The following is an 18494-nucleotide window of genomic DNA, read 5'->3' as shown; positions in this document are numbered from 1 at the left end:
ACTTAACAATCCGACTATTGAACTGTTGTGCTAACGCCGCAGTTTGCCCTGCGGCGCACGCACTACGCGCTCGATGAGTTCCGGCTCCAGCCGCATGCCCCTCATGAAAGCGCGCGCCGCGCCGGCACCCAGCAGGCGCAGGATGACTTGCGCCTTGTAGATGACGCGGGCCGTGACCGGGTCGCGGCGGATGTAGGACATCCCGTCCGTGCTGGCATGCCTGGGATGGTTCATTCGACCAGTCCGCGTGCGAGCGCCACCTGGCCGCGATAGGCGTCGAAGATGTGGCGCAGCGCGTCGGCCATGCTGGTGGTCGGCGCCCAGCCCAGATCGTTTTTCGTGTTCTCGATCTTCGGCACGCGGTTCTGCACATCCTGGTAGCCGGCGCCGTAGTAGGCGCCCGAGCTGGTCTCGACGATCTGCACCCTGGCGGCGCCGTCGGCGTATTCCGGATAGTCGGCGGCGAGCTTCAGCATCATGCCGGCCAGTTCGCGGATCGAATAGTTGTTGACCGGGTTGCCGATGTTGTAGATCTGGCCGCTGGCCTTGCCGTCCCTGTTCTCGATGATCTTCATGAGGGCCTCGATGCCGTCATCGATGTAGGTGAAGGCGCGCTTCTGATGGCCGCCGTCGACCAGGGAGATGGTCTCGCCGCGTACGATGTGGCCGAAGAACTGGGTCAGCACGCGCGAGCTGCCTTCCTTGGGCGTGTGGATCGAGTCCAGCCCGGCGCCGACCCAGTTGAAGGGGCGGAACAGGGTGAAGTTCAGGCCTTCCATGCCGTAGCCCCAGATCACACGGTCCATCAGCTGCTTGGAGCAGGCATAGATCCAGCGCGGCTTGTTGATCGGGCCGTAGACCAGTTCCGAGTTTTCCGGGTCGAATTCGTCGTCGTGGCTCATGCCGTAGACTTCCGAGGTCGACGGGAACACCAGGTGCTTCTTGTACTTGGCGGCCGAGCGGACGATAGGCAGATTCGCCTCGAAGTCCAGTTCGAACACCTTCAGCGGCTGCTGCACATAAGTCGACGGTGTCGCAATCGCCACCAGCGGCAGGATCACGTCGCACTTCTTGACGTGGTACTCGACCCATTCCTTGTTGATCGTGATATCGCCTTCGAAGAAGTGCATGCGCGGATGAGCCAGCAGGTCGGCGATGCGGTCCGTGCTCATGTCCATGCCATACACCTCCCAATCGGTGCTTTCGAGGATGCGCTTGGACAGGTGGTGGCCGATGAAGCCGTTGACGCCGAGGATGAGGACTTTTTTCATGTGCTAGCTTTCAGATTGTCGCGGTGGTGCGGTCATCCGGGGCGCCATTCAGGGCGGGCGCGCCGGGGCCGTCATGGTAGACAATCGGCCGTGAAGCCAGCGTCAAGAAAACGTGAAGTTTTCGTGAAGTGCCGGCTCAGTGCGGCGCCAGACCGAGCAGGATGCGGGTTCCCGCGCCGGCGCCGCTTTCGACGGCGATATGCCATCCATAGTGGTCGCAGATCCGCTTGACGATCGCCAGGCCGATGCCGAAGCCGTCCTCGCGGCCGCCCGGCGCCCGGTAAAAGCGTTCGAACACGCGCGGCAGGACGTCCGGCGCGATGCCCGAGCCGGTGTCTTCGATGGCGAGGATGCCGTCCTGCCAGCCGAAGCGGATCTCGCCGCCCTGGGTGTGGCGCAGCGCGTTGTCGACCAGGTTGGACAGGACGATGCCGAGTGCCGAGGCATTCGCCAGCACGCGCACGCCGGCGGGAATGTCGACCCTGGCCCGCACCGATTGCCGTTCCAGGCGGTCGGCGTAGCGTTCGACGATGGCGGCGACCGTCCCGCCCAGATCCGCAGGCATGGCTTCCGCCGCCGATTCCTCGCGCGCCAGCGCCAGCAGGCATTCGATCAGGGTGTGCATCTCCTCGGCCGACTGCTCGATCTGCAGCAGGCGCTGGCGCGACTTGGGGTCGAGCGCGGCGGCGGCCGGTTCCAGCAGCTCGCAGCTGGTGCGGATGCGGGTCAGCGGGGTGCGCAGTTCGTGGCTGACATTGGCGGTGAATTCCTTTTCGCGCTCGACCATGGCGGCCATGCGGACGTGGTAGTCGTTGACGGCGTTGGCCAGCTCGGCCACTTCGCGCTCGTCGTAGCGGCGCGGATCGATGGCGGAGGCGGCGCCCGAACGCAGGGCCCGGACCTGGCGCGCGAGGCCACGCACCTGGCGCACCAGCAGGCCTGAGAGCCAATACGCCAGCCAGATCGAGGGCAGCACGAAGATGGCGGTGACGATCAGGATGGTGTCCATGCCGTCCCGGAATTTCTTCTCGAAGGCGCTGTAATCGTAGCTGCGGTAGATCCGTTCGGCGCCGAAGCGCGCGACAGCCACATGCATCTCGCGGCCATCGATATCGACTTCATGCACGCCGACGGGCAGCCTGGCCAGCGAGGGCGGCAGCGCGAACCATTGACCGCCTTCCTGCGAGACGCGGGCGCCCATCACCGGGTCCATCGGCGGCAGGGTGTCCGGCTCCTCGCGCCAGGCCTGCAGCAGGTTGCGCATGTCGTCCTCGATGATGGCGCGGATCAGGCGTTCTTCCTGGGCTTCGGCCAGCGAGCGCACCCCGGCCGCCTGCGCGGCCAGCAGCACGATGGCGGCCACGAACAGGGCCAGCGCCGCCTTCAGGCGCAGGCTAGGGCGCATTGCTCAGTGCATTTATTCGGTAGCCGATCCCGTGCACGGTCTCGATCGGGTTGGCGCCGCCGTCCGCTGTGAGGGCGCGGCGCAGGGTGTGCATGTGCGAGCGCAGGGTGTCGCTGTCCGGCAGCGGCTCGCCCCAGACCGCGGTTTCGAGTTCGGCGCGGCGCAGCACCTGGCCGGGCGAAGACATCAGCAACTGCAGCAGGTGCAGGCATTTGCGCGGCAGGCGTATTACCTTGCCGGCACGGTCGACGTCCAGGGTGCGCGGGTCCATGCTGATGTCGCCGACGCGCAGGGCGCCCGGCACTACCTGGCCCTGGTGGCGCTTGATCAGGGCCGCGAGGCGCGCTCCGACTTCCTTGAGCGAGAACGGCTTGACCAGGTAATCGTCGGCGCCGTGGCCGAAGCCGGCCAGCTTGTCGTCCAGCGTGTCTTTCGCGGTCAGCATCAGGACCGGGGTGTCCTTGCGGGCTTCCTCGCGCAGCTTGCGGCACACCGTGAAGCCGTCCATGCCGGGCAGCGAGACGTCGAGCAGGATCGCGCTCCACTGCGCGCTGACCGCGCGGTGCAGGCCGGTGACGCCGTCGGCCGTGTGTTCCGGCACATAGCCGGCGGCTTCGAGGTAATCGTAGAGATTGGCCGCGATGGCGGGGTCGTCTTCAATGATAAGGATGCGCATGGAGGAATTATGCCAGCCGGCGCCCTTGAGCGCAGGCTTCGATCAGCTTCGCCAGGCGTGCCGCGCGCGTCTCCGGCTTTTTGGCGCTGGCGATCAGGTGCAGCGTGACGCGCCGGTAGCCGGGCGGGCAGGATTCGAACCAGGCCCAGGCGGCGGGCTGGGCCTGGAAGCGCGCCAGGTCTTCGGGCGCCAGCTCGGCCGGGACTTCGCGTTCGTGCGCATACACGCGCGAGCGCGCTTCGGTACGGCGCGCGTAAGCGGCTTCGCCGGCCGGCGTCATCAGGCCCTGTTCGCGCAGCGCCGCGATCTTTTCGATGTTCAGCGCGCTCCAGATCGAGCCGGTCTTGCGCGGCGTGAAGCGGATCGTGTAGCGCTCGTCGTCGACGCGCTTGCGCACACCGTCGATCCAGCCGTAGCACAGGGCCTGGTCGACCGACTCGGACCAGCTCATGGACGGGCGGCCGCTGCCGACTTTATGAAAGCCCACCAGCAGTTCGGTATCACTATGCGCATGCGCGGCCAGCCAGGCGCGGAAGGCGGCGGCATCCTCGAAGTAGGTCGGCTCAGCCATGCGTCAGGGCCTTCTGCTCATGCGCGCGCGCCAGCAGCAGGGTGCGTTCGCGTTCGTTCTGCGTGAGGCCGGCGGCGCGCTCGAACTCGGCCCGCGCCTCGGCGTGGCGGCCCAGCCTGGCCAGCAGGTCGCCGCGCACGCTGGGCAGCAGGTGATAATTGCGCAGCACCGGCAGGTCGAGCAGCTGGTCCACCAGCGCCAGGCCTTCGGCGGGGCCGTAGGCCATGCCCAGCGCCACCGCGCGGTTCAGTTCGACGATGGGCGAGGGCTTCAGCTGGGACAGGGCATCGTAGAGCGCGGCGATGCGCGCCCAGTCGGTTGCGCCGGGGTGGAGGGCGCGGGCATGGCAGGCGGCGATCGCGGCCTGCAGCGCGTAGGGGCCGAGGCTGCCGCAGCCGGCGGCGCGGTCGAGGGCGGCCAGTCCGCGCCGGATCAGCAGCTGGTCCCAGCGGCTGCGGTCCTGGTCCAGCAGCAGCACCGGTTCGCCATTCGGCCCGGTGCGGGCGCGCTCGCGCGAGGACTGGATTTCCATCAGCGCCACCAGGCCGTGCACCTCGCCTTCTTCCGGCGCCAGCTCGGCCAGCACGCGGCCCAGGCGCAAGGCCTCGCGGCACAGGCCGGGGCGCAGCCAGTCGGCGCCGGCGCTGGCGGAATAGCCTTCGTTGTAGATCAGGTAGATCACCTGCAGCACCGAGGCCAGGCGCGGCTTGCGTTCCTCGCCGCGCGGCACCTCGAAGGGCACCTTGGCCTCGGCCAGGGTGCGCTTGGCGCGCACGATGCGCTGGGCCACCGTGGCTTCCGGCACCAGGAAGGCGCGCGCGATCTCGGGCGTGGCCAGGCCGCCCACCAGTTTCAGGGTGAGCGCCGCGCGCGCCTCGTTCGAGAGCACCGGGTGGCAGGCCACGAACATCAGGCGCAGCACGTCGTCGTCGATGCCTCCCTCGGCCAGTTGCGCCAGCTCGGCCAGTTCGTCGGGCCGGCGCTGGCCGGATTGGTCCCGGAGCTGCTCGTCCATCTCCCAGGATAGCTCGCCTTCCTTGTTCGCATGCATGCTGGCGTGGCGCAGGTGATCCAGCGCCCTGTGCTTCGCCACCTGCATCAGCCAGGCGCCCGGGCGGTCCGGCACGCCGGTGTCGGGAAAAAGGCGGGGCCAGCTTTCCAGCGCCTGCAGCATGGCGTCCTGCGCCAGCTCCTCGGCGACGCCGACGTCGCGCAGCATGCGCGTCAAGGCGCCGGTGATGCGCGCGGACTCCATCCGCCAGACCGCTTCGACGGTCCGGCCGATGTCGCCTGCCTTGGCGGCTGCCGTCATGCCTCGACGTTCACCCGGCGCAGGGCCGCATCCAGCTGCTCGGCGCGCAGGCTGGCGTCGAGCTGGCGCTGGGCCGCGTCGATGGCGGGCTGCACATCGGCCATCGTCATCGCTTCGCGGATTTCGACTTCGACGCAGGGACCGGTCGGATAGGGCAGGGTGCGCGCCCACGAAACCGCGTCCGCCATCGAGCCGGCGCGGATCATCCAGAAGCCGGCGATCAGCTCCTTGGCCTCCGCGAAGGGGCCGTCGATCACGCTGGCCTCGCCGCCGGCCAGCTTCCTGACGCGCGCGCCGCGGGCGCTCGCCTTCAGGCCGTCGCCGGCCAGCAGCCTGCCTTGCGCCGCCTGCTCGGCGTTGAAGGCATTCAACGCATCCAGCATGGCTTGCGGCGGGATGCGGTCGGCTTCCGTGCCTTCGTCGGAACGCAGCAGGATCAGGTAGCGCGCATCCTCGCCGGCGGCGGCCGGCGGGACCTGGGCGCAGCCGCCCGGGCAGCCGGTCTCGCGCAGTTCGAGCACGGCTTCGCCGGTGGCATCCGCATCGCTGGCCGGCCACTGCTTCAGCAGCGCGATTGCATGTTCCTTCGAGTCCGCCTCGAAGACCGTGAAGCCGGCGATCAGCTCCTTGGCTTCCGCGAACGGGCCGTCGGTGAGGCTCTCGCCGCCCGGCCACAGCTTCAGGCGCACCGCGCGGCTGCTCGGGCGCAGGCCCAGGGCCAGGCCGACGCCCCCCGCTTCGGCCAGCTTTTCGTGGAACTGTCCCATGTCCTCGAACACGGCGGGCGCCGGCAGCCTGCCGGCTTCGGTGGCCTCGTCGGCCCTTCGCATGACCATGAATTGCATCGCCGTCTCCTTTACAGTGCGCCGGCCTGTGCGCGGCGGCGTTCTTCCTGTTCGCGCAGCTCGGGCGTGAGCGCGTCGCCGAAGTCTTCCGCGGCGAAGATCTGGCGGATCTCGATGTCGCCACGGCCGCCGTTGTAGGGATTCGGGCAGCGCCGCATCCATTCGATCGCTTCCTGCTTCGAGCTGACCTCGATGATCCAGAAGCCGGCAATCAGCTCCTTCGATTCGGTGAAGGGGCCGTCGACCACGCTGCGGCTGTCGCTGTCGAAGACGATGCGCGCGCCGCGGCTGGTCGGGTGCAGGCCTTCGCCGGCCAGCAGCACGCCGGCCTTGACCAGCTCCTCGTTGAACTGGCCCATCTCGGCAAGTTGCTGCTGGGTGGGCATGACGCCGGCTTCGGAGTCGGCAGTGGCTTTGACGATCATCATGAATTTCATTGCTGGCCTCCCGCGCAGTCCGGTTGCTGCTGCATCATCTGCTGCATGCCTTCCTGCATCTGCTCCATGGTCAGGTCGCGCTTGTGGGTGGCGATTGACCAGCGGTGCCCGAAGGGGTCTTCAACCTGGCCGTAGCGGTCGCCCCAGAACATGTCGGCCAGCGCCATGACGGGCTTGGCGCCGGCATCCACCGCCTGCTGGAAGACGGCGTCGGCATCCTCCACGTAGAGGTGGATGAACACCGGCGTGCCCTTCAGGGCCAGCGGACCGTTGCTGCCATAATCGGGGAAATCGTCGGCCAGCATGATCCGCGAGTCGCCGATGCGCATCTCGGCATGGCCGAGCTTGCCACCCGGCATGGGCATGCGGCCGACTTCGACGGCGCCGAAAGCCCTCTTGTAGAACTCGATGGCCTCGGCGGCGCCGGCGCACACGAGGTGCGGGGTGACGGTGTGGAAGCCTTCGGGGATGGCGCGTACCTGTTCCTGCATGATGATCTCCTTATCCGGTTGTTTTGGGGCTGCTATGGTGACGACGAACGGCGCATCCCGGTTTCGACATCGGCGCGCGTAAATATTTTTGGTTTTTCGTTACGGTATGACGGCTGTCGTGCGAAGTCGAGAAAAAGATGACTTTCTGCAAAAATAGTCTCTTGAAATCCCGCTTGCCACCCCTATATTCGCCCGGTCTGTTTAACCCTTGAACCTACACGAGGACTTAGAAATGGCTGTTGCCGAAAAAGAAACCCTTGGCTTCCAAGCAGAAGTAAAACAGCTGCTGCAACTGATGATCCACTCCTTGTACTCGAACAAGGAGATCTTCCTGCGCGAACTGATCTCGAACGCCTCCGACGCCGCCGACAAGATGCGCTTCGAAGCGATCAACAACGACGCCCTGTACGGCAACGACCATGAACTGAAGATCAAGGTCCTGTTCGACAAGGATGCGAAAACCATCACCATTTCCGACAACGGCATCGGCATGAGCCGCGACGAGGTGATCTCGCACCTGGGCACCATCGCCAAGTCGGGCACCAAGGAATTCTTCAGCAAGCTGTCCGGCGACCAGCAGGCCGACGCCGCCCTGATCGGCCAGTTCGGCGTGGGCTTCTACTCGGCCTTCATCGTCGCCGACCGCGTGACCGTCGAGACCCGCCGCGCAGGCAGCGAGCCATCGAGCGCCGTGCGCTGGGAGTCGACCGGCGAAGGCGACTACACCATCGAACCGATCGAGAAAGCCAGCCGCGGCACCGACATCATCCTGCACCTGCGCGAAGGCGAGGACGAGCTGCTGTCTTCGTGGAAGCTGAAGTCCATCATCCGCAAGTACTCCGACCACATCTCCCTGCCTATCGTGATGAAGAAGGAAGAGTGGGACGAGGAGAAGAAGGAAAACGTCGTCAAGGACGAACTCGAAACGGTCAACCAGGCATCCGCGCTCTGGGCCCGCTCGAAGTCGGACATCACGAAGGAACAGTACGAAGAGTTCTACAAGCACGTCTCGCACGACTTCCAGGCGCCGCTGGCCTACACCCACAACCGCGTGGAAGGCCGCAGCGAATACACCCAGCTGCTGTACGTGCCTGGCCACGCCCCGTTCGACCTGTGGGACCGCAACAAGCGCGGCGGGATCAAGTTATATGTAAAACGCGTCTTCATCATGGACGACGCCGAGCAGCTGATGCCGGTCTACCTGCGCTTCGTGAAGGGCGTGATCGACTCGAACGACCTGCCGCTGAACGTCTCGCGCGAAATCCTGCAGGAGTCGCGCGACGTGCGCGTGATCCGCGAAGGCTCGACCAAGCGCGTCCTGGGCATGCTGGAAGAGATGGCCAACTCGGACGAGCAGGAAGGCAAGGACAAGTACAGCACCTTCTGGAAGGAATTTGGCCAGGTGCTGAAGGAAGGCATCGGCGAGGACGCGACCAACAAGGACCGCATTGCCAAGCTGCTGCGCTTCGCCTCGACCCAGAACGATTCGGCCGAGCAGACCGTTTCCTTCGCCGACTACGTGGCGCGCATGAAGGAAGGCCAGGAGAAGATCTACTACGTCACGGCCGACAGTTACACCGCGGCCAAGAACAGCCCGCACCTGGAAATCTTCCGCAAGAAGGGCGTCGAAGTGCTGCTGCTGACCGACCGCGTCGACGAATGGATGCTGTCCTTCCTGAACGACTTCGACGGCAAGGAACTGGTGTCGGTGGCCAAGGGCGGCCTGGACTTGGGCAAGCTGGAAGACGAGGCCGAGAAGAAGGAGCACGAAGAGACCGAAGGCCAGTACAAGGACCTGGTCGAGAAGATGAAGGGCGCGCTGCTTGACAAAGCCAAGGACGTGCGCGTGACCTTCCGCCTGACCGATTCGCCGGCCTGCCTGGTGGCGGACGAGCATGAGCTGTCGGCCAACCTGGTGCGCATGCTGAAGGCGGCCGGTCAGGATGCGCCGGAATCCAAGCCCATCCTCGAGATCAACCCGAACCACCCGCTGGTGACGCGCCTGAAATACGAAGACGCGGACCAAGCGCGCTTCGGCGACTGGGCCAACATCCTGTTCGACCAGGCCATGCTGGCCGAGGGCGGCAGCCTGGCGGATCCGGCGGCTTTCGTGAAGCGCTTGAACGAGATGCTGCTGGCGACGGCGAAGTAAGCGCCGCGGCTTCAAATGAAACGGCCGGTGCAGCGATGCCCGGCCGTTTTCTTATCGGCGCAGCCGCCGCTGCAGGACTTCCGTGAACGGCTGCAGCACCGCGGCGGCCAGCATGATCGTTAGCGTGAGTCCCAGCAGGACGGCCGGGTCGCCGCGGCGGAAGGTAATCAGGGCCTGGCAGGCGCAGATCACGATGCTGTGCGAGAGATAGAGGGTAAACGTATGCGCGGACAGGACCCGGATCGGCCGCGCCGCGCGCAGCAAGAGGCCAAAGCCGGCATGGCGCGCGCAGGCGAAGTTGGCCAGCACCAGGATGGCGACGAGGTAGTCGGCCAGCACGCGGTCGGCGCTGCCCATGCGCATGCCACTGAAGGGCCAGGCGGCCAGCGCGAGCTTGCGCAGCGCCGGTTCCGGGTCGTACCAGGCCCAGATCGCCAGCAGCACCAGGGTCGCGGTCCAGCCGGCGCGGGCTGCGGACTGGCCGATGCGATGGGTCTTCTGCCAGCGGTACAGGAACACGCCCGACACCCACAGCGGCAGCAGCAGCCACAGCTTGGGTCCCATCAGGGCGAACACCGCCACGCCCAGCAGGCGCATGCGCCCCTTCAGGTAGCACACGGCGCCGAACAGCACGTAGTACCAGGCCTCGTAGTTCAGCGACCAGTAGGGCAGCAGCCAGGGCGGCGATTCAACGAAGCTCCACAGCTCCCCCAGGAACAGCAGATGGAAGGGAATGTAGAGCCAGGGCTTGTGCAACTGGTAGCCGTCGCTCACCTGCGTGCCGAGGGCGCCGGCCGCCAGGGCTGCCAGTACGAAGGCCAGCAGCAGCATCGGCAGCGCCACCGAATACAGGCGTGCGCAGCGCGCCGACACGTAGTCGCGCAGGGTGGGGTTGCGCTGCTCGGCGCTGTAGGCGATCACGAAGCCGGACAGCACGAAGAAGGCGATCACGGCTTCGCGCCCGAGGTCGGCGATGCGCGCGATCTGGCTGTCGTCGAAGATGCGGAAATAGCCGAAGTGCGCCATCACGACCGCGCAGGCGGCCGCGATGCGGACCAGGTCGAGGTAGAGCGAGAAGGGCTTGTCCAGCCCGGCCTTGGCGGCCGCCGGATTGGCCTCGACCGCGCTCAGGGCTGCAGTGTCGAGCAGAACGCCTCCAGCATCCGCTCGCCCTCCGGCCACGGACCGTAGCCGGTATCGGCGTTGATATGGCCGGCGTCGCCGATCTCGATCAGTTTGCTGCCCCAGGCCTGGGCGAAGGCGCGCGAGCGCCCGATCTCCGCGTAGGGATCGTCGGTGCTGGCCACCACCACCGAGGGGAAGGGCAGCTTCGCCATCGGCACCGGCCTGAAGCCGCCGGCATCGATAGGGTAGGAGGGCGCGTCGACGTCGCTCGGCGCCACCAGGAAGGCGCCCGCCACGTTCAGGTGCGAGCCGGCCTGCGCCCACTGCGCCACCAGCATGCAGCCGAGGCTGTGCGCGACCAGGATGGGCCGGCCATCGCAGGCGGCGATCGCTGCATCCAGTTCGGCCACCCATTCGTCGCGATCCGGCGCATGCCAGTCGCGGTGCGCCACCCTTTCCCACTTCGAGTACTTGGCTTCCCAGTGGGTCTGCCAGTGCTGCGGACCGGAGTTCCACAGGCCGGCCACGATCAGGATGTCGCATTTCATAACGCAGTCCTCAGGGCGAACAGTTCCGGGAACAGTACCACGTCCAGCATCTTGCGCAGGTAGCTGACGCCCGCGGTACCGCCGGTGCCGGTCTTGAAGCCGATGATGCGCTCCACCGTCGACACGTGGCGGAAGCGCCAGGTGCGGAAGGCGGTCTCCATGTCGACCAGCTTCTCGGCCAGCTCGTACAGCGCCCAATGGTGCTCGGGATCGCGGTAGACCTCGAGCCAGGCGGCCAGCACGGAATCGTCGTGGACGGTCGGCTTGGTCGGGTCGGCGTTCAGGCGTGCTTCGGAGACGGGCAGCCCCGAACGCGCCAGCAGGCGCACCGCCTCGTCGTACAGCGAGGGCGCGTGCAGCTCGCGTTCGAGCAGGGCGTGGTGCTCGGGCGTGACCTGGTGCACGGCCAGCATGTTGGCGTTCTTGTTCCCGAGGATGAATTCGAGCTCGCGGTACTGGAAGGACTGGAAGCCGGACGACGCGCCCAGGTAGGGGCGGATCGCCGTGTATTCGGGCGGGGTCATGGTCGCCAGCACGTCCCAGGCGTGCACCAGCTGGTCCATGATGCGGGCCACCCGGGCCAGCATCTTGAAGGCCGGCGGCAGCTCGTCCTTGCGGATCTGTTCACGCACCGCCTGCAGCTCGTGCAGCATCAGCTTGATCCACAGCTCGCTGGTCTGGTGCTGGATGATGAACAGCAGCTCGTTATGGTTCGGCGAGAGCGGGTGCTGGGCCGTCAGGATCTGGTCCAGGCCCAGGTAGTCGCCGTAGCTCATCGACTCCTTGAAGTCCATCTTGGCGCCGTGCCACTCGGCCGCTTTCTTTTCATCGTTCATATCGCCTCCTTCAGGTCACCGCGCTGCGCTCGGCATGCGCATCGTAGCTGCCGCTGTCGAGGATGTCGCGCAGGATCTCGACCGCGTCCCAGACGTCGGCAAAGCTGGTGTAGAGCGGCGTGAAGCCGAAGCGCATGATCTCGGGCTCGCGGTAGTCGCCGATCACGCCGCGTTCGATCAGGGCCTGCATCACCGCATAGCCGTGCGGGTGGGTGAAGCTGACCTGGCTGCCGCGCTGCGCATGCTCGCGCGGCGTGACCAGGCCCAGCGGATGCGCCTTGCAGCGCGCTTCGACCAGGGCGATGAAGAGGTCGGTCAGGGCCAGCGACTTGGTCCGGATCGCCTGCATGTCGGTCTCTTCGAAGATCTCCAGCCCGCATTCGACCATCGCCAGCGAGACCACCGGCTGGGTACCGCACAGGGCGCGGCCGATGCCGTCGGCCGCCTTGAAGCCGTGCGACATCGCAAACGGCGCTGCATGGCTCCACCAGCCGGTGAGCGGGTGGCTGAAGGCCGCCTGGTGCTTTTCCGGCACCCAGATGAAGGCCGGGGCGCCGGGGCCGCCGTTCAGGTATTTATAGGTGCAGCCGACGGCGAAGTCGGCGTCCGCCCCATGCAGGTCGAGCGGCACGGCGCCGGCCGAGTGGGCCAGGTCCCACAGCGCCAGCGCGCCGGCTTCGTGGGCGTGGCGGGTCAGCGCCGCCATGTCGTGCTGCCAGCCGGTGCGGTAGTTCACGTGGGTCAGCATCAGGACCGCGCAATCGGCGTCCACGGCGGCCGGCAGTTCCTCGACACTGTCGACCAGGCGAATCGAATAGCCGCGGTCGAGCCAGCGCGCCAGGCCGTCCGCCATATAGATATCGGTGGGGAAGTTGCTGCGCTCGGTGACGATCACCTTGCGTTCGGGCGCCTTGTGGCGCTGGATCTCCAGGGCGGCGGCCAGGGCCTTGAACAGGTTCAGGGAGGTAGTGTCGGTGACGACCACTTCGCCGGGACGGGCGCCGACGATGGGGGCGAGGCGGTCGCCAAGGCGCTTGGGCAACGCGAACCAGCCGGCCGTGTTCCAGCTCTTGATCAGGTCCTGGCCCCATTCCATGGCCACCACTTCATGGGCACGCGCCAGCGATGCGCGCGGGCGTGCGCCGAGCGAGTTCCCGTCCAGGTAGATCACGCCTTCGGGCAGTTCGAAGCGGTCGCGCAGCACGCTCAGCGGATCTTGTTCGTCGAGGGCGGCGCAATCGGCGCGCGAGGTGATGGTGACTTTGATACTCATAGTGCTTCCTTCGGCAGGGCGCGCAGGATCGCGCGGACCGGGCTGGCGTCCATGCCGGCCAGTTTCAGGGGCAGGGCGATCAGTTCGTAATCGCCGGGCGGAACTTCGTCCAGCACGATGCCTTCCAGGATCGCCAGGCCGTGGCGGCGCACCGCATGGTGGGCGTCCAGGGTTTTGGAATCCTGCGGGTCGAGCGAGGCGGCGTCGGTGCCGATCAGGATCACGCCTTTGGCCGCCAGCAGGGCGATGGTCTCGGCGGCGATGGCGGGAAAGGCCGGGTCCCAGGCCTGCTGTGGCGCGCGCGCGTAAGTACGCAGCAGGACCCGCGGCGGCGTGCATTCTATATAGGGTGCGATGTCCTCGGGGCGAACCGTGCCGGCGCCGACGCAGTGGATCACGCGGCAGGGCCCGAGGTAGGGCGCCAGGCCGACGGCGTCGATGGCGAGACCAGCCGGATCGTAGTGCGATGGGGCGTCGGTATGGGCGCCGAGGTGGGTGCTCATGGTCATGCGGCTGACATGGACCGGGCAGCCATCCTTGATCTCCCAGGTCGGACTGGCCTCGAACGGGGTGTCGCCGGGCCAGACCGGGATAGCGGCCGAGATCGTCGGGCTGATATCCCAGAGTGTTGGAGCGTGCATGCTGGTATGGATGAATGAAGGCGTGAAGCCGGCAGTGTAGCAAGAAATGCATGCCCAAAAAAATTTTTGCGGAAACCCTAAAGTTCCCGAAATCCCGTCCGATAACCCATCCAGATGACCGGGATTGGGTCAAAAATTTTTGCGAACAGCCCTAAAGTTTGCGAAAAGCGATCCGATAACGAGTCAGAAGGGCATGACAGGGGCAGCAAAAAAAATCGAAAAATATTTCGATTCGACCCTAAAGTTCCAAAATCGGTTGACGTTAACCAACACAGACGCAGATTCTTGTCGGCGTCGCCGGGCCCCAGAAGCCCCACAATTCGATCATCTCCTTCCGCCCGTTTTCATAGGGGCGCGACCACGATTCGGCAGGGTTTGTCAGACAAACTTCTACGGATCGACTTCGTCTTTGCCGGACGAAAAATACAGACACTCTCCAATAGTCCAAAAGTTTCCTCACAGTCAGAATCTATCTCATCGGCAACACACAAACGCCGCCGAACAGATCACAACGGAGAGATGGAAATGACTGCGAACGACATGATGGCTGAAATTCGTGATGCGAACCTGAGCTACCTGATGCTGGCTCAGCAGATGATTCGCGCCGACAAGGTCACCGCAATCTTCCGTCTCGGCATCTCGGCCGACATCGCCGACCTGATCGAAGGCATGAGCAACGCACAGATCCTGAAGCTCGCCGGCGGCAACATGATGCTGGCCCGCTTCCGCTTCGACGACACCGCCATCCTGTCGATGCTCACCAGCCACAGCAAGGACCGCGCCCTGGCGCAGTCGCACGCCGCCATCCTGATGGCCGGCCAGCCTGCAGAAGAAATCGCCTGATTCCAGATGGGGTCAGAGCCCACCCGGGAAATTCGGGCTCTGACCCCATGAAATGATTTTCAAAATTCGGGGTCAGACCCCGTTTTTGGGAACTTGTTTTTAGGGCATTGATCCCTAATTCAGAGATAGCGATCTCGACATCAGGTCTGTGGAGTGAAAAATGAGCAAGAAAAGCGTCGTCTCTGAAGCCCTGGAAATCCAGCTGGCCATCGAACTGATCCAGCTTGGCGCCCGCCTGCAGTTGCTGGAAAGCGAAGTCTCCCTGTCGCGCGAGCGCCTGCTCAAGCTGTACAAGGAGCTGAAGGGCGTGTCGCCGCCAAAGGGCATGCTGCCGTTCTCGACCGACTGGTTCCTGACCTGGCAGCCGAACATCCACTCCTCGCTGTATATCAATATCTATAAGTTCCTGGTCGAGCACGCCGGCGCCACCGGCATCCAGGCCGTCATGAAGGCCTACAAGCTCTACCTCGAGCAGATGCCGCCGGAGCCGGGCGAAGAGCCGCTGCTGTCGCTGACCCGCGCCTGGACCCTGGTGCGCTTCTTCCAGGGCGGCATGCTGCAGCTGGCGCCTTGCTCGAAATGCAAGGGCAAGTACGTCGTCAACGCGCTCGACCTGAACAACGATTATCAGTGCGGCCTTTGCCACATGCCTTCGCGCGCCGGCAAGACCCGCAAGGCCAAGGACGCTGCCGCACTCGCCGGCAACTGATCCTTGATCAGCGTGAGCGCCGCTGCCCCGCGCCGCATCTGGCGGGCGCCCGCCGTCCGTGCGCTGCTCCTGCAAATCCTCGCTTTTCCCCTGACCCTGGCCACGGTGTGGCTGCTGGCGCGCGCCGGCCTGCTGCAATCCTTGAATACCCGGTCCTGGCTGCTCGTGACCCTGGTGCAGGGCGCCTGGGCCGCGGGCCTGTCCTGGCGCGCCGGCCTGGCCAGCTGGTGGCGCGCGATCCAGTTCCTGTTCCCGCCGGTGCTGTTCCTGGCGCGCGAAAGCGCCGATGCCTTGTCCCTGCCGCCGGCCGCCTTCCTGGCCATCTTCCTGTTCCTCCTGCTCTTGTATTGGTCGACCTTCCGCACCCAGGTCCCGTACTACCCGTCCGGCCGCCGCGTCTGGGAAGAGGTCGCGCGCCAGCTGCCGCAGGACCGGCCGCTGCGCATCATTGACATCGGCAGCGGCCTGGGCGGCCTGGTGCTGGACCTGGCGCGGCGCCGTCCCGATTGCGAGGTCAGCGGCATCGAGCTCGCCCCCTTGCCCTGGCTGGCCAGCAGCCTGCGCGCCAGGCTGGCGGGAGGCCGCGCCCGTTTCCTGCGCGGCGATTATGAAAACCTCAATTTCGGTAATTACGAGGTGGTGTTCGCCTACCTCTCGCCGGCCGCAATGGGCGGGCTGTGGCGCAAGGCCGCGGCCGAGATGCGTCCCGGCAGTGTACTTCTCAGTTACGAATTTGCCATCGCAGAGCGTGAGCCCGATGAGCGCGTTGTAACTATCGATAGCAGGAAAATTCTCTACATTTGGCACTTTTGAGCCACATTCCGGGCAGTTTTACTTGCCCGTAGTCCATTCTCAAGCTAATCTAGTTCCCTACGTAAATATTTCAACCGGGTATGTTCCCGGTCTCATAGATCGGGAGTCCCGTGTTTGTCATTATTGGTTACATCGTCGTCGTTGCGTCCGTAATTGGCGGTTTCGTGCTGAGCGGTGGCCACGTGGCCGCGCTCATGCAGCCGCTGGAGGTGCTGATGATCGGCGGCGCCGCGGTCGGCGCCTTCTTTGTCGGCAATACGCCGAAGGCGGTCAAGGCGACCATCGGCGCGCTGCCGAGCCTGTTCAAGGGCTCGAAGTACACGCGCGAGATGTACATGGAGCTGATGTCGCTGATGTTCGACGTCCTGTCCAAGGTCCGCAAGGAGGGCCTGATGTCGATCGAGGGCGATATCGAAAGTCCGGAGCAGAGCCCGGTGTTCTCGAAATACCCGATGGTGCTGGCTGACCACCATGTGGTCGAATTCATCACCGATTACCTGCGTTTGATGGTTTCCGGCAACATGGATGCCTTCCAGATCGAAAACCTGATGGACAACGAGATCGAGACCCACCATCATGAGGGCCACGTCCCGGCGCAGTGCATCGCCAAGCTGGGCGATGGCCTGCCGGCATTCGGCATCGTGGCCGCGGTGATGGGCGTGGTGCACACCATGGAATCGGTCGGCGCGCCGCCGGCCGAGCTGGGCATGCTGATCGCGCACGCGCTGGTCGGTACCTTCCTCGGCATCCTGCTGGCCTACGGCTTCGTCGGCCCGCTGGCCAGCCTGCTGGAGCAGAAACTGGAGGAATCGACCAAGATGTTCCAGACCGTGAAAGTCACGCTGCTGGCAAGCCTGAACGGCTACGCGCCGGCGCTGGCGGTCGAATTCGGGCGCAAGGTCCTGTACTCGACCGAGCGCCCGACCTTCGCCGAACTCGAAGACCACATCAAGAAAGCGAAGAGCAAGTAATGGCTGATGAAGGCCAGCGGCCGATTATCGTCAAGAAGATCAAGAAGGGCGGCCATGGACACCATGGCGGCGCCTGGAAGATCGCGTATGCCGACTTCGTGACGGCGATGATGGCCTTCTTCCTGCTCATGTGGCTGCTCGGTTCGACCACCAAGGGCGACATGGAAGGCATCGCCAACTACTTCAAGACGCCGCTGAAGGTGGCCATGCAGGGCGGTTCGGGCAGCGGCGACAGCGCCTCGATCCTGCAGGGCGGCGGCCAGGACCTGACGCGCCGTAACGGCCAGGTCAAGAAGGGCGATACCCCGGCGGACAAGAAAACCTACGACCTGAAAGCGGCGCGCGCAGCCCTCGAGCACGAAGAAGCCGAGCGCCTGGCGAAGCTGAAGCAGAAGATCGAGTCGACCATCGAGGCCAATCCGCAGCTGAAGAAGTACAAGAACCAGCTGCTGCTCGACGTCACCAGCGAAGGCCTGCGCATCCAGATCGTCGACGAGAAGAACCGCCCGATGTTCGAGAGCGCCAGGGCCGAGCTGCAGCCCTATACCCGCGACATCCTCGACGTGCTGGCGCTGGTGCTGAACGACGTGCCGAACAAACTGAGCCTGTCGGGCCATACCGATTCGACGCCTTACATGACGGCGAGCGGCTACACCAACTGGGAACTGTCGGCCGACCGCGCCAACGCCTCGCGCCGCGAACTGGTGCGCGGCGGCCTGGCCGACGACAAGATCCTGCGCGTGGTGGGCCTGGCGGCCGCCAACCACCTGGACCGCAAGGATCCGTTCAATCCGGTCAACCGCCGCATCAGCATCCTGGTGATGAACAAGCGCACCGAGGAAGCGGTGCTGCGCGACGGCGGCAGCGGCAGCAATTCGCTCGACGTCCCGGCCGATGCCGACGGCGCGGTGAAAGCGGTGGCGGCTGCAACCGGTGGCGGCCTGGCCGCGCCGGAGCAGGAAGCGGCGAAGTAGGGCGTGCGATAGTTCTGGAGGACTCAATGACAAGAAAAAAGATTTTAGGGTCGCACGTGAAGCGCCTGCTGTCGGGCGTTTCCGACCACGGCCGGCGCCACCTGAACGAGGTCGAGACCGACCTGGTGCAGACCACGCTGCTGCTCGAGGAAGCCGTCGAAAAGCTGACCTCCAGTTTCATGGCGATCCACCAGGCGGTGGATGCGCGCCAGCAGAGCATCAACCGCCTGCTGGCGGGCGAGGCGCCGTCGGCCGAGGAAAGCGAGAAGCTGACCGGCATGTCGGGCGAGATCGGCCTGCACGTGAACACGGCCATCACCAGCATGCAGTTCCAGGACATGACCAGCCAGCTGCTCGACCGCACGCTGCGCCGGGTGAGCGGCCTGCGCGAATTCCTGACCACGCTCAGCGAGCACGGCGCCGACATCGCGCCGGACAGCCACAGCGAGGAAATCGTCGAGCGCCTGGGCAAGGTGAGCATGGCGCTGGCGATCCAGTCGCTGGAGCTGCGCAGCATGCTGAGGAAGTCGGTGGAGCAGCGGCATCTCGAGAGTGGTGATGTCGAGCTGTTCTGATTTCGTCTGACTAAATAAACGCTAAC

21 protein-coding genes are annotated in these 18494 nt (G+C 65.4%); 7 read left to right on the top strand and 14 right to left on the bottom strand.

All coding sequences use genetic code 11. The features are described 5' to 3' along the window. Window positions 1–30 precede the first annotated feature (30 nt). The 9 genes from LQV39_RS06830 to LQV39_RS06790 all read right to left on the bottom strand — a co-directional run bounded on the left by LQV39_RS06830 (window position 31) and on the right by LQV39_RS06790 (window position 7008). Window positions 31–234, bottom strand: a complete 204-nt coding sequence (locus LQV39_RS06830) for a hypothetical protein (protein ID WP_230022130.1) — start codon at window positions 232–234, stop codon at window positions 31–33. Further along, window positions 231–1271 carry a bifunctional UDP-4-keto-pentose/UDP-xylose synthase gene (locus tag LQV39_RS06825; protein WP_230022124.1) on the bottom strand — a complete coding sequence of 347 codons (1041 nt, stop codon included), beginning with the start codon at window positions 1269–1271 and terminating at the stop codon, window positions 231–233. The genes LQV39_RS06830 and LQV39_RS06825 overlap by 4 nt, the downstream gene beginning before the upstream one ends. A 136-nt stretch (window positions 1272–1407) precedes the next feature. Next, window positions 1408–2676, bottom strand: coding sequence for a HAMP domain-containing sensor histidine kinase (locus LQV39_RS06820; RefSeq protein ID WP_230022118.1), 1269 nt, complete (start codon window positions 2674–2676; stop codon window positions 1408–1410). Continuing rightward, window positions 2666–3352, bottom strand: coding sequence for a response regulator transcription factor (locus LQV39_RS06815; RefSeq protein WP_230022107.1), 687 nt, complete (start codon window positions 3350–3352; stop codon window positions 2666–2668). Before LQV39_RS06815 ends, LQV39_RS06820 begins: the two co-directional genes overlap by 11 nt. 7 nt (window positions 3353–3359) lie before the next feature. Continuing rightward, window positions 3360–3923, bottom strand: coding sequence for a YdeI family protein (locus LQV39_RS06810; protein ID WP_230022093.1), 564 nt, complete (start codon window positions 3921–3923; stop codon window positions 3360–3362). After that, complete coding sequence (locus LQV39_RS06805) at window positions 3916–5235, bottom strand: RNA polymerase sigma factor (RefSeq protein ID WP_230022090.1); 1320 nt, start codon at window positions 5233–5235, stop codon at window positions 3916–3918. The genes LQV39_RS06810 and LQV39_RS06805 overlap by 8 nt, the downstream gene beginning before the upstream one ends. Further along, the gene (locus tag LQV39_RS06800; RefSeq protein WP_230022087.1) at window positions 5232–6080 is read right to left on the bottom strand and encodes a YciI family protein; all 849 of its coding nucleotides are present in this window, start codon (window positions 6078–6080) and stop codon (window positions 5232–5234) included. Before LQV39_RS06800 ends, LQV39_RS06805 begins: the two co-directional genes overlap by 4 nt. 11 nt (window positions 6081–6091) lie before the next feature. Further along, window positions 6092–6517 carry a YciI family protein gene (locus LQV39_RS06795; protein WP_230022084.1) on the bottom strand — a complete coding sequence of 142 codons (426 nt, stop codon included), beginning with the start codon at window positions 6515–6517 and terminating at the stop codon, window positions 6092–6094. Then, window positions 6514–7008, bottom strand: a complete 495-nt coding sequence (locus LQV39_RS06790) for a VOC family protein (protein ID WP_230022081.1) — start codon at window positions 7006–7008, stop codon at window positions 6514–6516. Before LQV39_RS06790 ends, LQV39_RS06795 begins: the two co-directional genes overlap by 4 nt. Window positions 7009–7240: 232 nt before the next feature. On the opposite strand from LQV39_RS06790, the gene htpG reads away from it, so the two are divergent. Further along, window positions 7241–9160 (top strand): molecular chaperone HtpG, encoded by a 1920-nt coding sequence (gene htpG / locus LQV39_RS06785; RefSeq protein WP_230022078.1) that lies wholly within the window; start codon window positions 7241–7243, stop codon window positions 9158–9160. A gap of 51 nt (window positions 9161–9211) precedes the next feature. On the opposite strand, the gene LQV39_RS06780 is transcribed toward htpG, so the two are convergent. From LQV39_RS06780 to kynB, 5 genes are read right to left on the bottom strand one after another with little or no spacing between them, the layout of a single operon-like run. Beyond that, complete coding sequence (locus LQV39_RS06780) at window positions 9212–10342, bottom strand: acyltransferase (protein ID WP_230022075.1); 1131 nt, start codon at window positions 10340–10342, stop codon at window positions 9212–9214. Continuing rightward, window positions 10288–10833: an alpha/beta hydrolase gene (locus LQV39_RS06775; RefSeq protein ID WP_230022067.1), complete on the bottom strand. Its 546-nt coding sequence runs from the start codon at window positions 10831–10833 to the stop codon at window positions 10288–10290. The genes LQV39_RS06780 and LQV39_RS06775 overlap by 55 nt, the downstream gene beginning before the upstream one ends. After that, window positions 10830–11669: a tryptophan 2,3-dioxygenase gene (gene kynA, locus LQV39_RS06770; protein WP_230022062.1), complete on the bottom strand. Its 840-nt coding sequence runs from the start codon at window positions 11667–11669 to the stop codon at window positions 10830–10832. The genes LQV39_RS06775 and kynA overlap by 4 nt, the downstream gene beginning before the upstream one ends. 10 nt (window positions 11670–11679) lie before the next feature. Then, entirely contained in the window at window positions 11680–12942 is a 1263-nt protein-coding gene (gene kynU, locus LQV39_RS06765; protein WP_230022045.1) for a kynureninase, read from the bottom strand. Continuing rightward, entirely contained in the window at window positions 12939–13583 is a 645-nt protein-coding gene (gene kynB / locus LQV39_RS06760; RefSeq protein WP_230022041.1) for an arylformamidase, read from the bottom strand. Before kynB ends, kynU begins: the two co-directional genes overlap by 4 nt. 525 nt (window positions 13584–14108) lie before the next feature. Here kynB and flhD point away from each other — a divergent pair. The 6 genes from flhD to LQV39_RS06730 all read left to right on the top strand — a co-directional run bounded on the left by flhD (window position 14109) and on the right by LQV39_RS06730 (window position 18468). After that, window positions 14109–14426 carry a flagellar transcriptional regulator FlhD gene (gene flhD / locus LQV39_RS06755; RefSeq protein ID WP_047826184.1) on the top strand — a complete coding sequence of 106 codons (318 nt, stop codon included), beginning with the start codon at window positions 14109–14111 and terminating at the stop codon, window positions 14424–14426. Window positions 14427–14586: 160 nt separating this feature from the next. Then, window positions 14587–15135 carry a flagellar transcriptional regulator FlhC gene (flhC, locus tag LQV39_RS06750; RefSeq protein ID WP_230022032.1) on the top strand — a complete coding sequence of 183 codons (549 nt, stop codon included), beginning with the start codon at window positions 14587–14589 and terminating at the stop codon, window positions 15133–15135. 12 nt (window positions 15136–15147) lie between these two features. Continuing rightward, window positions 15148–15948 carry a trans-aconitate 2-methyltransferase gene (locus LQV39_RS06745; protein WP_230022029.1) on the top strand — a complete coding sequence of 267 codons (801 nt, stop codon included), beginning with the start codon at window positions 15148–15150 and terminating at the stop codon, window positions 15946–15948. 110 nt (window positions 15949–16058) lie between these two features. Then, entirely contained in the window at window positions 16059–16919 is an 861-nt protein-coding gene (gene motA, locus LQV39_RS06740; protein WP_230022026.1) for a flagellar motor stator protein MotA, read from the top strand. Further along, the gene (gene motB, locus LQV39_RS06735) at window positions 16919–17893 is read left to right on the top strand and encodes a flagellar motor protein MotB (RefSeq protein ID WP_230022017.1); all 975 of its coding nucleotides are present in this window, start codon (window positions 16919–16921) and stop codon (window positions 17891–17893) included. The genes motA and motB overlap by 1 nt, the downstream gene beginning before the upstream one ends. Window positions 17894–17919: 26 nt before the next feature. Further along, a complete protein-coding gene (locus LQV39_RS06730; RefSeq protein WP_230022006.1) occupies window positions 17920–18468 on the top strand; it encodes a chemotaxis protein in 549 nt (182 codons plus the stop codon). Window positions 18469–18494: the final 26 nt, after the last annotated feature.

Source organism: Massilia sp. Bi118, assembly GCF_918697865.1.
Taxonomy (GTDB): domain Bacteria; phylum Pseudomonadota; class Gammaproteobacteria; order Burkholderiales; family Burkholderiaceae_D; genus Telluria.
The sequence above is the reverse complement of the archived record's forward strand: the minus strand, read 5'-3'. Positions and strand labels throughout refer to the sequence as shown.

Coding starts and splice junctions, on each gene's coding strand:
- LQV39_RS06795 (WP_230022084.1), bottom strand. CDS start 6,517: ATGAAATTCATGATGATCGTCAAAGCCACTGCCGACTCCGAAGCCGGC.
- LQV39_RS06800 (WP_230022087.1), bottom strand. CDS start 6,080: ATGCAATTCATGGTCATGCGAAGGGCCGACGAGGCCACCGAAGCCGGC.
- LQV39_RS06815 (WP_230022107.1), bottom strand. CDS start 3,352: ATGCGCATCCTTATCATTGAAGACGACCCCGCCATCGCGGCCAATCTC.
- kynU (WP_230022045.1), bottom strand. CDS start 12,942: ATGAGTATCAAAGTCACCATCACCTCGCGCGCCGATTGCGCCGCCCTC.
- LQV39_RS06820 (WP_230022118.1), bottom strand. CDS start 2,676: ATGCGCCCTAGCCTGCGCCTGAAGGCGGCGCTGGCCCTGTTCGTGGCC.
- LQV39_RS06810 (WP_230022093.1), bottom strand. CDS start 3,923: ATGGCTGAGCCGACCTACTTCGAGGATGCCGCCGCCTTCCGCGCCTGG.
- flhD (WP_047826184.1), top strand. CDS start 14,109: ATGACTGCGAACGACATGATGGCTGAAATTCGTGATGCGAACCTGAGC.
- LQV39_RS06830 (WP_230022130.1), bottom strand. CDS start 234: ATGAACCATCCCAGGCATGCCAGCACGGACGGGATGTCCTACATCCGC.
- LQV39_RS06825 (WP_230022124.1), bottom strand. CDS start 1,271: ATGAAAAAAGTCCTCATCCTCGGCGTCAACGGCTTCATCGGCCACCAC.
- htpG (WP_230022078.1), top strand. CDS start 7,241: ATGGCTGTTGCCGAAAAAGAAACCCTTGGCTTCCAAGCAGAAGTAAAA.
- kynB (WP_230022041.1), bottom strand. CDS start 13,583: ATGCACGCTCCAACACTCTGGGATATCAGCCCGACGATCTCGGCCGCT.
- LQV39_RS06775 (WP_230022067.1), bottom strand. CDS start 10,833: ATGAAATGCGACATCCTGATCGTGGCCGGCCTGTGGAACTCCGGTCCG.
- LQV39_RS06790 (WP_230022081.1), bottom strand. CDS start 7,008: ATGCAGGAACAGGTACGCGCCATCCCCGAAGGCTTCCACACCGTCACC.
- LQV39_RS06730 (WP_230022006.1), top strand. CDS start 17,920: ATGACAAGAAAAAAGATTTTAGGGTCGCACGTGAAGCGCCTGCTGTCG.
- motB (WP_230022017.1), top strand. CDS start 16,919: ATGGCTGATGAAGGCCAGCGGCCGATTATCGTCAAGAAGATCAAGAAG.
- LQV39_RS06805 (WP_230022090.1), bottom strand. CDS start 5,235: ATGACGGCAGCCGCCAAGGCAGGCGACATCGGCCGGACCGTCGAAGCG.
- kynA (WP_230022062.1), bottom strand. CDS start 11,669: ATGAACGATGAAAAGAAAGCGGCCGAGTGGCACGGCGCCAAGATGGAC.
- flhC (WP_230022032.1), top strand. CDS start 14,587: ATGAGCAAGAAAAGCGTCGTCTCTGAAGCCCTGGAAATCCAGCTGGCC.